Raw genomic sequence first — 14,448 nt, 5'->3', positions numbered from 1 at the left:
TGCCCTCTGGTCAAATGGCGGCAACAAATAGAAACTGCGCGGCAAAAACAGGGATACGGAACATGCCTCTGATCGAAGACCTCGCCGCCCTGATCGGCGCCGAAAACGTGCTGACCGGCGTGGATGCGGCGCGTTATGGGCATGAATGGACGGGCAAGTACCACTGGCAGCCGAATGCGGTCCTTCGCCCCGCCAACACCGGAGAGGTCGCCGCCATCCTCAGCCGCGCGAATGCGGACGGCACTGCGGTTGTTCCCGTCGGTGGCCACACGGGGCTTACCGGCGCGACCGAGGCCGAAGGCGCGCTCATGCTTTCGCTCGAACGGATGAACCGCATCCGCGAAATCCGGCCAGAGGCACGCATCGCGATCGTCGAGGCGGGTGTCGTCCTTTCCCGCCTTCACGAAGCCGCGGCGGAACATGGGCTCGCCTTCCCGCTCACCTTCGGCGCGCGCGGCTCGGCGATGATCGGCGGCTGCCTGTCGACCAACGCGGGCGGGTCCAACGTCGTGCGCTATGGCAATACCCGCGCACTCTGCCTCGGGCTCGAGGTCGTGCTTGCCGACGGGCGGGTGATGAACCTCATGTCCGAGCTTCACAAGGACAACTCAGGCTACGATCTCCGCGACCTCTTCATCGGCGCCGAGGGGACGCTCGGCGTCATCACCCAAGCCGTGCTGAAGCTGACCCCGCGCCCGCGCGCCTATGCCACCGCGATGGTCGCCCTCGCCTCGCTGTCGGACGCGCTCTCGCTCCTCAACCGCCTGCAAATGGACACCGGCGGCGCCGTTGAGGCTTTCGAATACATGCCCGGCCGCTACATGGACCGCCTCGCCGCCTGTCGGTCGGACCTGCGCGAGCCCTTCTCTGAACGGCATGAGATCAACGTCCTGGTCGAGGTCGGCGCCACCGCGCCCGCCGACGCCACGCCGCTGCCCGACGGCACCGTGCCCATCGCCCGCCGCCTGGAAGAGACGTTGGCCGGCCTGATGGAAAAGGGCGCCGTCCTCGACGCGGTCCTCGCCCAGAACGACACCCAGCGGGCCGAGATGTGGGCCCGCCGCGAGGCCGCCGCCGAGATCACGCTGAACCGCCACCCGCTCGTCGACACAGACCTCGCCGTGCCGCTCGACCGGGTGGAGACCTTCCTGACCCGCATGCAGGCCCGCCTGGCCGCGCTCGACCCAAAAGCCGAGGACATGGTCGTCGCGCATCTCGGCGACGGCAACATCCACTACACCGCCTACCCTTCCTCCAACGATCCCGCGAAACACGACGCGATCCGCGAGGCGGTGGAGGATGTCACGGCGGAGCTTGGCGGTTCATTCTCGGCCGAACACGGGATCGGGCTGTCGAAGCTTCCCTCCATGCGCCGTCGGAAAGACCCCGTGGCGCTGTCGACCATGCGGGCGATCAAGACGGCTCTGGATCCGAAGAACATCCTCAACCCGGGGAAGACCTTGCCGTGATGTGCGCCGACGCATCAGCCACGCGGCGCCTGCCGCTCCCCCGGACGGAGTGGCGGGGACGATGATCCCCGCTTCCCTCCGCGCCATAGCATCCGACCCGGCGCTGAGGCTCGCCGCCCTCGCAATCATTCTCACCGGCGCCTTCGCTGCGTCCATTGGCCCCTATCAGTCGCTCCTCGCGATCGAGGTCTTCGGCCTCTCCGAAAACGCCTACTCCGCCATCCTCGCCATTGCATCCACCACGGCCGTCGTCGCGGCCCTGGCCTTGGGCATCCTCACCGACCAGCGCGCGAACCGCCGCCGCGTCGCGATCCTGTCAGCGTCGCTTCTTCTCGCCAGCGTCGTCATTCCCCGCCTCGGGATGTCCGCGACGGCCTTCTGGCTCGGCCACGCGATCCTGATGCCGCTCGGCTCCACGCTGTTCGGCCAGATCTTCGCGCTGACACGCCTTGCCGCCGCCTCCCGCCCGACGCAGGAACGCGATGCCATCCTCGCCGCCATGCGGGCGCTCTTCGCGCTGCCGTTCATCATCGTCCTGCCGATCTGGTCGATCGCCTTCCGCTCGGGCGCCACACTGCTTTACGTCTATCCGGTCACGGGGGCGCTCGGCGCGCTGTGTCTGCTTCTCATCCTGCGCGCGTGGCCGAGGGACGGAGGCACAGTCTGGGCCGATCCGAAAAGCGGTCTGTCCTTCGCCGCGGCGCTGAAGGAAATCCTGGTTCCCCACGTCGCGTTCCGCATCTTCTGCCTCGGCGCGATCATGGGCGGCATGACGCTCTACATGGCGCTGCTCGGCCTTGTCTTCAGCGGGTTGCCCGGGCGGGGTGAAAGCGCGACCGCGATCTACGCCGGCGTCGTCGCGGGGCTGGAGGTGCCGGTGATGCTCGCCGTTCCCCTCCTGACCGCACGTTTCGCGCGCACCACGCTCATCGCGGCCGGGGCGGCAACCTACACGATCCATCTCGTCGGAATGCCACTTCTCGCCGCGTCGGACGCGGTCTGGCTTCTCACGATCCCCGCCGCGATCGGCGGCGGCATCGTCCTGTCGCTGCCGATCGCCTACCTGCAAGACCTTGTGTCCACCCGGCCCGGCATGGGCGGCGCGCTGATCGCCGTGCAGCGCGTGGTGGGGGACGTCCTCTGCGCCGGGGCTTTCGCGCTCGGCATCTGGGTTCAGGGCTATGCCACTGCGGCACTCTTCGGCGCGCTCATCATGATGGCGGCGGCGGCGGCCCTTCTGCGGGCCGACCGGCAGCCCGGGCGCGGCAAGGTCAGCGCCAGCTGAAGAACCCTGCAGGCGCCTGCGCGAGTAGCCTGCGCGCCAGATCGCGGCCCATCTCTGCGGCGTCCGCCACGGGCGCCCGGCCCTCGCCCCGGATCGCTTCGGATCCGTCGGGCCTCAGGATCTCACCCCGGAGCCAGACCTCGTCGCCCTCGATGACCGCAAGCCCGGCGATCGGGGTTTCGCAGGAGCCGTCCAGTTCGGCGAGGTAGGCGCGTTCGGCCTCCAGCCGCTCGCCCGTCACCCGGTCATGGATCACGGCCAGAAGCGCCTCGGCACGCGCATCCGCCACGCGCCGCTCGATCCCGATCGCGCCCTGCGCCACGGCGGGCAGCATCTCTTCCGGCTCGATCGCGGACCGTGCGACCCCGGCCATGCCCAGACGGTTCAGACCCGCCATGGCGAGGAAGGTGGCCGCCGCGACGCCGTCTTCGAGTTTTCTCAGCCGCGTCTGCACGTTGCCCCGGAACTCCACCACCTTCAGGTCCGGCCGCCGGTTCAGAAGCTGCGCCCGTCGGCGCAGGCTGGACGAACCGACGACGGTCCCTTCCGGCAGATCGGCAAGCCGCGCCGCGGTGGACGAGACGAAAGCGTCTCGGACATCTTCTCGCGGCAGGTAGCATCCAAGCGTCAGCCCCTCGGGCTGCAGGACGGGCATGTCCTTCATGGAATGGACTGCTATGTCGATCGCGCCGGAGGTCAACGCCTCCTCGATCTCCTTCGTGAAGAGCCCCTTTCCGCCGAGTTCCTTCAGCGGCCGGTCCAGCACGCGGTCCCCGGTCGTCTTGATCACCACGATCTCGAAGGCGGCCTCGGGCAGGGCATGCGCCGCCATGAGGCGCCCCCGCGTCTCGTGCGCCTGGGCCAGCGCCAGCGGCGAGCCGCGCGTGCCGATCTTCAGAGGGTTCTGGGGCGTAGGCATATCCATGCCTTCGCTCTATCCGCCCGGACAGGCCCGCGCAATGCCCCGCGACATCGTCCCGCGCCCATACCGGCAAGCCCCGCCTTGACATCCCCGCTAGGCCCGCGATGAAGGGTGCAAAGGAGACGAGGCATGACCAAGACAATCCTGCGCGCGCTTGCGGGCGAAACACTTCCGGTGCCGCCGGTCTGGATGATGCGCCAGGCTGGCCGCTACCTGCCCGAGTACCGCGCCACCCGCGCGAAGGCTGGTGATTTCCTCAGCCTCTGCTACACGCCGGAGCTTGCCGCCGAAGTCACGCTGCAACCGATCCGCCGCTACGGCTTCGATGCCGCGATCCTCTTCGCAGACATTCTGCTCCTGCCCCAGGCCCTTGGCGCCGATCTGTGGTTCGTGACCGGCGAGGGGCCGCGGCTCTCGACGATCACGACGCAGGCCGGACTCGTGGCACTGCGCGGCAAGGACGAGATCCACGAAACGCTCGCGCCGGTCTACGAAACGATCCGCATCCTGACCCGCGAGCTCCCGCGCGAGACGACGCTGATCGGCTTCGCGGGAGCGCCCTGGACGGTCGCCACCTACATGATCGCGGGACGCGGCACCCCGGATCAGGCGCCAGCCCACGCGTTGAAAACCTCCGACCGCGCCACCTTCGTGGGCCTGATCGACCTCCTTACCGAGGCGACGATCGACTACCTGTCCGCGCAGGTCGAGGCAGGTGCCGAGGTCATCAAGCTCTTCGACAGCTGGGCGGGTTCTCTCAAGGGGCAGGACTTCGACGACTTCGCCCTCGCGCCGGCGAAGCGGATCATTGCGGAGCTGAAACGCCGCCACCCCGGCCTCCCGGTCATCGCCTTCCCGCGCGAGGCGGGCGACCGTTACGTAGGCTTCGCCCGCGCGACGGGGGCGGACTGCGTTGCTCTCGACAATTCCGTTTCCGCCGAATGGGCGGCCGAGCATGTTCAGAAGGACGGCTGCGTGCAGGGGAACCTCGATCCGCGCCTCCTCGTCGCGGGCGGAGAGGAACTGGTCGCGGAGACCAGGCGCATAGCCAAGGCATTCTCCGGCGGACCGCACATCTTCAACCTCGGCCACGGCATCACGCCGGACGCTGACCCGGAGAACGTCCACATCATGCTGAACGCGTTGCGCGGCGCCTGACGGACCGAGCGGTCCGCCGCAGGCAGGTATCATCCGGCGGAGGGTTCCGCCGGCATCGTCACGGCCATTTCGCGACCGGCGGCAGGCTCATCAGGACAGCATTCGCATCGTGCCCGGTCGCCAGGCCGAATTTCGTGCCCCGGTCGTAGACGAGGTTGTATTCGGCATAGAGCCCGCGGTGGATAAGCTGGGTGTCCCTGTCGGAGTCCGTCCAGGGCGTGTTTCGCCGCCGCTCCGTCACAGGCAGGAACGCGGGCAGGAAGGCGCGCCCGACGTCCTGGGTGAAGGCGAAATCCGCCTCCCAGTCTCCGGTGTTGAGGTCATCGAAGAAGATGCCGCCCACACCGCGCGCCCGGCCCCGGTGCGGCACAAAGAAATACTCGTCCGCCCAGGCCTTGAACCGCTCGTAGTAGTCCGGCGCATGCGCATCGCAGGCCGCTTCCAGCACGGAATGGAAATCGGCCGTGTCCTCGGGATACTCGATGCAGGGGTTCAGGTCCGCGCCGCCGCCGAACCACCAGGCGTGGGGCGTCCAGAACATCCGCGTGTTCATGTGCACGGCGGGGCAATGCGGGTTCTGCATATGCGCGACCAGGCTGATGCCCGAGGCCCAGAACTCCGGGTCCTTCTCGATCCCCGGAACGCCCCGCGCCGCCATCGCCTTCTGCGCCGCGACGCCCAGCGTACCATGCACGGTCGAGACGTTGACGCCCACCTTCTCGAAGACCCGCCCGCCGCGCATCACGCTCATCAGCCCGCCACCCGCGTCGGATCCGTCCTCCGACGCGCGCTTGGTCACCGTCACCTCGAAACGCCCGGCGGGCTCATTCGCGAAGGGACCCGTGGCCTGCGTGTCCTCAAGCCCCTCGAAAGCCGCAACGATCTGGTCGCGAAGCTCGCGGAACCAGCCCGAAGCTCTGGCCTTCCGCCCTTCGAAATCTTCCTTCATCGCCTGCCTCCGTCAAACCGGTCAGTTCAGCTTTTACAGTCTGAGGGCCGGTGGACAAGCCCCGGTCGAACGTGATTTGGCAGCCGCGCGCGCGCGTCCTATGCTGGGCGCCGAACTACCGCAGGAGCCCAGGCATGCGCCCTCTCGCCACTCTTTCCATCCTCGTCCTCCTCGCCGCCTGCGCGGTGCCGCCGGGAACATGCCGCAGCGCGCTCACGCCGGAGCTTGAACGGATCGACGCGCTGATCGCCGAAACGCGCCTCAACCTCGACCGGGGCTACGCGATGGGCCGGACGACGACCGGTGGCGGAGGCTTCAACGTCTGCGTGGGTGGCGGCGGTGACAACGTCGGCGTAAGCCTCTGCACGCCGGGCACGGCCACGACGCGCACAGGACCCGTCGCCATCGACCCCGTGGCGGAGCGCGAGAAGCTCGCCGCTCTAGAAGCCCGCCGCGCCGAACTCGCCCGCCGGATCGCCGCCGAGATCGCCGCCTGCGAGGCGGCCCGTTCCTGACCGGAGACCAGAATGCGCCGCGCCGCCCTCGCCCTTCTCCTTCTCGTCGCCGCCTGCGCCACGCCGCAGGAACGTTGCATCCAGACCGCCACGCGGGAGCTGAGAACCGTGAACGAGTTGATCGCAGAGATCGAGGGCAACCTCGCCCGTGGCTACGCCTACCAGACCTACGAGATCACGCGCCCGGTCTGGGCGATCTGCGACTGGCTGCCCCCGGCCAAAGAGGGCGGCCGGCCGCGCCCGCACTACTGCCTCGAGGACGAGACCGAAACGATCCGCCGGCGGGTCGCGATCGTTCCGGACCTGGAACGGCGCAAGCTCGTCGCGCTGAGGGAGAAGCAGGCCGAACTCACGCGGATCGCCGCCGCCGAAATCGCCGCCTGCAAGGCGAAGTATCCCGAATAGAGCCTAGTGCGCGGGCACCGCGACGGGGTCCAGAAGGGTACGACCACCGTCGACGGTCAGGATCTGCCCCGTCACGAAGCCCGAGGCATCGGAGGCAAGGTATTGCACCGCCTCGGTGACTTCCGTGGCCGCCGCGATCCGGCCGAGCGGCGTTCCGGCCGCGATCTCCGCCCGCCAGTCCGGATGCTCTTTCAGCACGCTCTGAAGATGGCCGCTCATCACGCTGCCGAAGGCCACCCCGTTCACCCGGACCCGGTGGGGCGCGAGCGCGAGCGCCAGCGACCGCGTGGCCTGGTCGAGACCGGCGCAGGCCACCGAATAGGCCAGAAGTTCCGCCCGCGTCCGCTGCGAAGCAATGGACGAGACCGTGACGATCGACCCGGCGGGCGCGCCCTCCGCCCCTTCCCTTTCGGCCTGGGCAATCATGCGGCGTGCCACCGACTGGCTCATCTTCAGGTTCGCGAGGAGGTTCTGCCGCAGCATGGCCTCCATCGTGTCGTCGTCGCCAGCGATCGGATCGGTCACGGCGACGGCCCGGTTCGCGTTCACGAGGATGTCCACCCGCTCGAAGGCATCGATGGCCGTGGAGAGCAGGTTGGCGATGGCGAGCTTCTGGCAAAGGTCGCCCGCGAAGATCCGGAGGTTCGTGTCGTCGGAGGCGTCGGCCCCGAGGGCCTCGTTCAGCCTGGCTTCATCCATGTCGGCGGCGACGACGTTTGCGCCCCGCTCCTGGAAGTGCCGGGCTATGGCCAGGCCAACGCCCGTCGCGGCCCCGGTGACGATGGCGGTTTTGCCAGCGATGGAAAAGGACATGGTGCCTCTTTGAACTGATTCTGAGCGAGACTAGCCGAGACCGACGGCAACTTCATGGCGACGACGCGGCGCGGCGGCTTGCGACGGGCCGCGATGCGACAAGGACCTTGAAACCCGGATCCCCACCTGCCTCCGCGACCTCGCGAAAGCATTCGGCCATGACGCGCTCATAGGGGAGGTGCCGGTTGGCGACAAGCCAGATCCGGCCGTCGGGCTTCAGCATCGAGGCGGCTGCCCTGATGAATGCCGCGCCGAGCGCCGGATCGGCCGCGCGCCCGGTATGGAACGGCGGGTTCGTCACGACCGCGTCGAACTTCTGGTCGGGCACGAAGCGTGTCGCATCCGCCCAGTGGAAGCGCGCGCGAGGATCGGTCACGTTCGCGCGCGCGCAGGCAAGCGCGGTATGATCCGCCTCGATCAGGTGAACCTCCGCCACGCCCTCACGGGCAAGGATCTGCGCCGCGAGCCAGCCCCAGCCGGCGCCGAGGTCGGCCACGCGCGCGGGAAGCCGCGCGGGAAGCGCCTCCGCCAGAACGGCGGATCCACGGTCCACGCCGTCGGCCGAGAATACGCCGGGCATCGTCCTGAAACCAGGCGCGGGCATGAGCGGCTGTGCCACCCAGGGATCGAAAAGCCCCGGACCGGGCGACGGGAAACAGAAGGACTTGCCGTGCGCCTTCGAAAACGGCTCCGACACCGGAACCAGGCCGCGCAGTTCCTTCAGCATCGAATCGACGCCGTCGGTCTTCTGGCCGTCGATCCAGATCGCTCCACCGGAGCCCACGCGCGCCGCCGCTTCCGCGACCCAGGCACGCGCCAGCCCCCGCGCACGCGGGAGGAAGATGACGGCGGCGGCAAACTCCCCGTCGACCTCGGGCAGGACGCTGTATCCGCGCGCCGCCCAGGCATCGTGATCGGGGCGGAACCCCTGCACGACGAGGACACGCTCCTTCGGCAACCCGGAAAGGTCGGCGTCCGCCGACGGACCGAAGACGGCGATCAGCCCGGCGGGGGGTAAGGGCTCGGCGCGGTCGAGCGCCAGGGTCAGGCGGCTGTCCTGCATGGGATGGGTCCGGGCGCTCTGCCCCTATTCCTTTTCCATCGTGCACTGCAGCGGATGCTGGTGCCGGCGCGAGAAATCCATGACCTGCGCCACCTTCGTCTCCGCCACCTCGAAGGAAAACACGCCCACGACGGCGACACCCTTCTTGTGAACCGTCAGCATGATCTCGAAGGCCTGCGCATGGCTCATCCCGAAGAACCGTTCGAGCACATGGACGACGAATTCCATCGGCGTGTAGTCGTCGTTCAGCAGCAGCACCTTGTAGAGCGGCGGCCGCTGCGTCTTCGGCTTGGTCTTGGTGACGACCGAAGTCTCGCCATCAGGGCGGCCATCCTGGCCGGACATGTGGAGAGGACGAAGGGTCAAGTCAGCGCTCCGCGGGTTTGCGACTGTTTCAGGCTCGGGGTTCCAATATAAAGCCTCGGCATTTCCTGAAAAGGGGCGCTTTGGCCTGCATTGAAAACTCGGTCGCTGATCGGCATCTATGGGCAGGAAAGGACGAACATGACCAAACTCGCCGCCATCGGATTCGACGCCGACGACACACTCTGGCACAACGAGCGCTTTTTCCAGATGACGCAAGAGCGTTTCCTGGCGCTGCTGTCGAACTATGCGGAACCTGATCACCTGGCGGATCGCCTGCTTGCGGCGGAGAAGCGGAACCTCGGCCATTACGGCTTCGGCATCAAGGGTTTCGTGCTGTCGATGATCGAAACCGCGATCGAGGTGACGGACGACCGCGTGCCGGCGTCCGTGATCCGGGAACTGATGGAGGCCGGGCGCGAGATGCTGTCGCATCCGATCGAGCTTCTCCCCCACGCCCGCGAAGCGGTCGAGGCGATGGCGGGCCGGTTCCGCCTGATCCTCATCACCAAGGGCGACCTTCTGGACCAGGAGCGCAAGCTGGCGCAGTCCGGTCTCGGCGAGCTTTTCGACGCGGTCGAAATCGTCTCGCAGAAGACGGAGGCCACCTACCGCTCCGCCTTCGGCCGGCACGGCGAGGGGCCGGAGCGCGCGATGATGGTAGGAAATTCACTGAAATCCGACGTGATCCCGGCGCTCGACGCCGGCTCCTGGGGTGTCCACGTTCCCCACGCTGTCACCTGGGAACTGGAACATGCCGACCACCCCGACGCGCAAGCCAGGTTCCGGGAACTTGCAGACCTTTCCGGCCTCGCGCCCCTCGTCGAGGAAATCCTTGCGGGATAGTCGGCTCGCCCAGGGCCACAATATGTAGCGGATTCCGCGCCAGCCAATCACAACAACTGGTGCCCGCTCAGGCCACCTGTGTGAACTCCGCGTTCAAAGTTCTTGAAAATAAACTGTTTTCCCACGCAACCCTCTGTGTTACGCTTCGCGTCAAACAATTAAGCTCCGACGCCAAAATTGATCGGGGCACGAGGCAGGATAAGGGTGAAACCATGACCGCGCTCTTTGGGCAGTGGGTCCGTCATGGGCTATTTGTTCTCTCCTTCTACGCTTTCAGCGCTCTGGCTGCGCTCGCCGCTCCGTACGCGGACTACGTGATCGACGTCAGAACGGGCGAAGTGCTTCACTCCGAAAACGCGGACACCCGGCTTCATCCGGCCTCCCTCACCAAGATGATGACGCTCTACATCGCCTTCGAGGCGATCGAGCATGGCGAGATCAGCCTCGACACGATGGTGACGATCAGCAAGCACGCCGCCTCCGAGCCGCCCTCCAAGCTGGGACTTCAGGCCGGACAGAAGATCGCGCTTCGCTACCTGATCCGCGCGGCCGCGGTCAAATCGGCCAACGACGCCGCAACGGCCATCGGCGAGGCGATCGCGGGGTCCGAGGCCGCCTTCGCCCGGCGCATGAACCGCACTGCCAAGGCCCTCGGCATGTCGCGGACGACGTTCAAGAACGCCAACGGCCTGACCGAGGAGGGACACCTTTCCACCGCGCGCGACATGACCACGCTCGGCCGGCACCTGTTCTACGACTATCCGCAGTACTACAACCTCTTCTCCCGCCGCTCGGCGGATGCCGGGATCGCGCAGGTCGCCTCCACCAACCGCCGCTTCCTCGCCGCTTATGAAGGCGCCGACGGCATCAAGACGGGCTACACCTCGGCCGCTGGCTTCAACCTCGTCGCCTCCGCGCAGCGCGGGGACAAGCGCATCATCGCCACGGTGTTTGGCGGCCGATCCACTGCCGCGCGGAACGCCCGCGTGGCCGAACTGCTCGACGTGGGCTTCAAGCGCGCGCCGAACCGTGCGAGGGTCCAGAAGCCGTCGCCCCCGCAATACGTGCCCGGAGAGCTCGTGGCCGACGCGCTCGACGCCACCCGCGACGATCCCCTCGCCTCGGGCAAGAAGATCCGTGTAAGCGGCAGCGTGAATGCGAGCCCTCGTCCGAAGGCGCGGCCGTCGCACGGTCAACCGCCCGCCGAGATGCTGGTGGCGATGCAGTCCGGCATCGACGCCGCGCTGGCCGAGGTCGCTCCGGCGGCCGACGCTCAGGCCGAAGCCGTGGCGGATGCCGTTACGCTCGCCCAGACGACCGAACCGCAACCCGAGACACTGGCCCTGGCCGCGACGATGCCGCCGCCCGAGCCGCGCCCGGATCTTCCCGCCGATCCTTCCGCGGAAGAGGCCGAAGTGGCTGCCGTCGCGGAGGAAGCAACCTCTACCGATCCGGAAGCCGGCCCCGTGGAGCTTGCCGAAGCCGAAACGGCCCCGGAAACCGCTCCCGTGACGCTTGCGCAGGAAACCGAACCGCAGCCGGAAACGCTCGCACTGGCCGAAACGCTGGCCGAGGCCCTGCCGGAAGCGGACGAGGAAGCAGAAGCCGCACCGGAAGTCCTCGCGATCGCCGGGGTGCGGCCCGAACCGAAGCCCGAGATGGAAGCGCCCACGGAAGTGCTCGCCGAAGCCCCTGCCGCCGAGGAAACCGACCCGATGGCCGCGGCCGTGGCGCTGGCGCTCGCGGAGGCGCTCGGTGCCGAGGAACCCGATACGGCGCCTGAGGATGAGGTGGTCTCCGCCGATTCCGTTCTCCTGGCCGGGACGACCGATCCGCAACCCGAAACGGTCCAGCTGGCCGCGATCGCGCTTTCGCCGGAAACCGCCGCAGAGCCGGAGCAGCCGCAACCGGCGCGCATCCTTCTCGCCTCCGTCGACGCGCCTGCCACCGTCGAGCAGCAACAGGAAGTCGTCATGCGTGTCTCCACCTCGGGTGGGCGGCATTTCGGCATCAACGTCGGCCGCTACCCGTCCCGCTACGAGGCGGAACGCGTCCTCCTCCAGACGGCGCTGGCCGAGATCGGCACGCTCGACGACGCGCTACGCAAGGTCGTGAACCGGAAGGGTGGCTTCGAGGCGACCTTTGCCGGTCTCAGCGAGGACCAGGCAAGCCTCGCCTGCCGCCGCCTGACCGCGCGCGGGAGCGAGTGCACGGTGCTGGCGCCCTGACAGGTACGACCCGCGCAAGGACGAGGGCCGCTTTGCCCGGCCTTACTGCCGGCGTTCCAGGTGAAAGAAACCGTCAGGGCTTCGGCCTGTCGTCCCAGTCGTCCGACAGGATCCGGCGGCTGTCTCCCTCCGGATCGTCGTATTGCCGCGTCCGGATCGACCAGAAGAAGGCTCCAAGGCCAAGGCCGCCGAGGAACAGCGAAATGGGGATCAGGTAGGCAAGGATTTCCACCTTCTCACCTCCTCACGCGAAGCGCGTTCAGCGTCACCGTGATCGACGAGGACGACATCGCCAGCGCTGCGAACAGCGGCGTGCAGTAGCCCAGAACCGCCAGGGGCACGGCGACGAGGTTGTAGATGTTCGAGATCACGATGTTCTCCCGGATCCGCGCGATCGCGGAACGCGCCACACCCGCAGCCTCCGCCACGGGGGCAAGCGATGCACCCAGCATCACGATGTCCGACGCCGTCCGCGCCGCATCAAGCGCCGACGCGGGCGAGACGGAGACATGCGCCCCGGCGAGCGCCGCCGTGTCGTTGAGCCCGTCGCCCACCATCAGCACGCGCCGCCCCTCGGCTTTAAGCCGCGCGACGAAAGCCGCCTTGTCCTCGGGCAGCGCCCCCGAAATCCAGTTCGCGATCCCCAGACGCTCGGCCAGTGCCGCAACCGGGGGTTCGGCGTCGCCCGAAAGCAGGTGGACCTGGAGCCCTTTCGACTTCAGGGCCGCGATCATGGGCTCCGCGTCCGGCCGCAGGCGGTCGGCGAAGGTGAACTCGACAGGCTGACCCGCGCCCACGCGCAGCCAGGCGGCAGTCGTCTCACCCGGCTCCGCGCCGACCCATGCCGCGCGTCCAAGCCGCACCGTCTCCGCGCCAAGCCGCCCCTCGACACCGTATCCCGGAACCTCGCGCAACTCTTTTACCGGCGCGGGCGACACTCCGGCCGCGCGCGCAGCCTCTGCCAGCGCCTGCGCCAGCGGGTGCGAAGATGCCGCCGCCAGGGCCGCCGCAACCTGCACGGCCCGCGCGGAATGCGCGTCAAGGTTCATGGCTTCGGGCTTGCCGAGCGTCAGGGTCCCGGTCTTGTCGAAGACGACGGTGTCGACCTCCGCAAGGCGCTCCAGCGCGGTGCCGTCCTTGATGAGGAGCCCTTTCCGGAAGAGCCTTCCCGAAGCCGCCGTCATCACCGCCGGCACGGCGAGGCCAAGCGCGCAGGGGCAGGTCACGATCAGCACCGCCGCCGCGATGTTCAGCGAAAGCCGCGCGTCCCCGGCGATCCAGAACCAGCCGACGAAGGTGAGGAACGCGACCGCGTGGACGGTCGGCGTGTAGTACCGCACGACCCGGTCCGCGATCGATGTGTAGCGCCCCCTTCCTGCCTCCGCCACCGCCACGAGGTCGGCCAGCCGGTGCAGGGAGGAATCCTTCCCCGCCGCCGTGACGCGCAGGGTGAGGGGGCCCGTCAGGTTGACCTCCCCCGTCGCGAGCTCGGCTCCGGGGCCTGCGAAAACGGGCAGGCTCTCGCCGGTCAGAAGCGACCGGTCGATCTCGCTTTCCCCGGTCTCGACGATCCCGTCGGCAGGCACCCGCACGCCCGGAAGGATCTTCACCAGATCCCCGGCGCGAAGTTCCGCGACCGGCACGATTTCTTCTCCCGCCGCGCCGATGCGCATCGCGCGCGGAACTTCCAGCGCCGCCAATTCCCGCGCGGCCGACCGCGCCGCCGCGCGGCTGCGCTGGTCAAGATAGCGGCCGATCAGCAGGAAGAAGGTCAGAGAGACGGCCGCATCGAAATAGGCGTGCTCGCCCGACTGCATCGTTTCGAAAAGCGAGGTGCCGGTCGCCAGGATCATGCCGAGCGAGATCGGCACATCCATGTTCGTCCGCCCGACGCGGAGCGCGGACCATGCGCTCCGGAAGAATGGCTGCCCGGAAAAAACGATCGTCGGCAAGGCGATCGCGGCGCTGATCCAGTGGAAGAGATCCCGCGTCGCGGCCTCGGCCCCGGACCAGACAGCAACCGACAGGAGCATGATGTTCATCATGGCGAAGCCCGCCACGGCGAGCCGCATCAGGAGGTCGCGCGAAGCGGGATCGCCGTCGGTGGCCGACAGCATCCCAGCGTCAAGCTCATGCGCCTCGTAGCCGAGGAGCCGGACCTCAGGGATCAGCTTCTCGGCCGTCACCCCGGGATCGGCAGCCACGCTCACCCGCTTCAGGGTCAGGTTTACCCGCGCGGAGCGCACGCCCGGAACCGCTTCGAGACCCTTCTCGAGAGTGGAGATGCATGCCGCGCAGTGCGCTGCGGGCACCGACAGGAGGATCCGTTCGCCCTCTTCCGCCTTTCGCGCCGCCGCCGCCACTTCGAGCGCCGTGGGCGCCGCGTCGCAGGCCGGACAGGCCGAAGCTGAAGGCGTGAAGGTGGCGGTCAT

14 protein-coding genes are annotated in these 14,448 nt (G+C 68.2%); 7 read left to right on the top strand and 7 right to left on the bottom strand.

Annotated features, from left to right (window positions below):
- The first annotated feature begins 62 nt into the window (after positions 1 to 62).
- Positions 63 to 1,469 carry an FAD-binding oxidoreductase gene (locus tag ABCN56_RS11155; protein WP_343080866.1) on the top strand — a complete coding sequence of 469 codons (1,407 nt, stop codon included), beginning with the start codon at positions 63 to 65 and terminating at the stop codon, positions 1,467 to 1,469.
- A gap of 61 nt (positions 1,470 to 1,530) precedes the next feature.
- Positions 1,531 to 2,754: an MFS transporter gene (locus ABCN56_RS11150; protein WP_343080865.1), complete on the top strand. Its 1,224-nt coding sequence runs from the start codon at positions 1,531 to 1,533 to the stop codon at positions 2,752 to 2,754.
- On the opposite strand, the gene hemC is transcribed toward ABCN56_RS11150, so the two are convergent.
- Positions 2,741 to 3,673, bottom strand: a complete 933-nt coding sequence (gene hemC / locus ABCN56_RS11145) for a hydroxymethylbilane synthase (protein WP_343081484.1) — start codon at positions 3,671 to 3,673, stop codon at positions 2,741 to 2,743. The genes ABCN56_RS11150 and hemC overlap by 14 nt on opposite strands.
- Before the next feature lie 132 nt (positions 3,674 to 3,805).
- Between hemC and hemE the strand changes: the two genes are divergently transcribed.
- Positions 3,806 to 4,834, top strand: a complete 1,029-nt coding sequence (gene hemE, locus ABCN56_RS11140; protein ID WP_343080864.1) for a uroporphyrinogen decarboxylase — start codon at positions 3,806 to 3,808, stop codon at positions 4,832 to 4,834.
- Positions 4,835 to 4,892: 58 nt separating this feature from the next.
- Here the strand turns inward: hemE and hemF are convergent, their stop codons facing one another.
- Entirely contained in the window at positions 4,893 to 5,783 is an 891-nt protein-coding gene (gene hemF / locus ABCN56_RS11135) for an oxygen-dependent coproporphyrinogen oxidase (protein ID WP_343080863.1), read from the bottom strand.
- A 134-nt stretch (positions 5,784 to 5,917) separates the two neighbouring features.
- Between hemF and ABCN56_RS11130 the strand changes: the two genes are divergently transcribed.
- Together ABCN56_RS11130 and ABCN56_RS11125 are read left to right on the top strand one after the other, a co-directional pair.
- Positions 5,918 to 6,298, top strand: a complete 381-nt coding sequence (locus ABCN56_RS11130; RefSeq protein ID WP_343080862.1) for a hypothetical protein — start codon at positions 5,918 to 5,920, stop codon at positions 6,296 to 6,298.
- Between the two features lie 12 nt (positions 6,299 to 6,310).
- Positions 6,311 to 6,703 (top strand): hypothetical protein, encoded by a 393-nt coding sequence (locus tag ABCN56_RS11125; protein ID WP_343080861.1) that lies wholly within the window; start codon positions 6,311 to 6,313, stop codon positions 6,701 to 6,703.
- Between the two features lie 3 nt (positions 6,704 to 6,706).
- Here ABCN56_RS11125 and ABCN56_RS11120 read toward each other — a convergent pair whose 3' ends face one another.
- The 3 genes from ABCN56_RS11120 to clpS are packed head-to-tail and all read right to left on the bottom strand — an operon-like array spanning position 6,707 to position 8,924.
- Positions 6,707 to 7,516: an SDR family NAD(P)-dependent oxidoreductase gene (locus ABCN56_RS11120; RefSeq protein ID WP_343080860.1), complete on the bottom strand. Its 810-nt coding sequence runs from the start codon at positions 7,514 to 7,516 to the stop codon at positions 6,707 to 6,709.
- Between the two features lie 52 nt (positions 7,517 to 7,568).
- Positions 7,569 to 8,579, bottom strand: a complete 1,011-nt coding sequence (locus ABCN56_RS11115; RefSeq protein WP_343080859.1) for a class I SAM-dependent methyltransferase — start codon at positions 8,577 to 8,579, stop codon at positions 7,569 to 7,571.
- Positions 8,580 to 8,603: 24 nt separating this feature from the next.
- Positions 8,604 to 8,924, bottom strand: coding sequence for an ATP-dependent Clp protease adapter ClpS (gene clpS / locus ABCN56_RS11110; protein ID WP_343081483.1), 321 nt, complete (start codon positions 8,922 to 8,924; stop codon positions 8,604 to 8,606).
- A gap of 159 nt (positions 8,925 to 9,083) precedes the next feature.
- On the opposite strand from clpS, the gene ABCN56_RS11105 reads away from it, so the two are divergent.
- Both ABCN56_RS11105 and ABCN56_RS11100 read left to right on the top strand, forming a co-directional pair.
- Entirely contained in the window at positions 9,084 to 9,788 is a 705-nt protein-coding gene (locus tag ABCN56_RS11105; RefSeq protein ID WP_343080858.1) for an HAD family hydrolase, read from the top strand.
- A 212-nt stretch (positions 9,789 to 10,000) separates the two neighbouring features.
- On the top strand, positions 10,001 to 12,016 hold the full coding sequence (locus tag ABCN56_RS11100) for a D-alanyl-D-alanine carboxypeptidase family protein (RefSeq protein ID WP_343080857.1): 2,016 nt from the start codon (positions 10,001 to 10,003) through the stop codon (positions 12,014 to 12,016).
- 73 nt (positions 12,017 to 12,089) lie between these two features.
- On the opposite strand, the gene ccoS is transcribed toward ABCN56_RS11100, so the two are convergent.
- Both ccoS and ABCN56_RS11090 read right to left on the bottom strand, forming a co-directional pair.
- Positions 12,090 to 12,248, bottom strand: a complete 159-nt coding sequence (gene ccoS, locus ABCN56_RS11095) for a cbb3-type cytochrome oxidase assembly protein CcoS (RefSeq protein ID WP_343080856.1) — start codon at positions 12,246 to 12,248, stop codon at positions 12,090 to 12,092.
- A 4-nt stretch (positions 12,249 to 12,252) separates the two neighbouring features.
- Complete coding sequence (locus tag ABCN56_RS11090) at positions 12,253 to 14,448, bottom strand: heavy metal translocating P-type ATPase (RefSeq protein ID WP_343080855.1); 2,196 nt, start codon at positions 14,446 to 14,448, stop codon at positions 12,253 to 12,255.

This window comes from Ostreiculturibacter nitratireducens, assembly GCF_032670585.1.
GTDB lineage: Bacteria > Pseudomonadota > Alphaproteobacteria > Rhodobacterales > Rhodobacteraceae > Ostreiculturibacter > Ostreiculturibacter nitratireducens.
The sequence above is the reverse complement of the archived record's forward strand: the minus strand, read 5'-3'. Positions and strand labels throughout refer to the sequence as shown.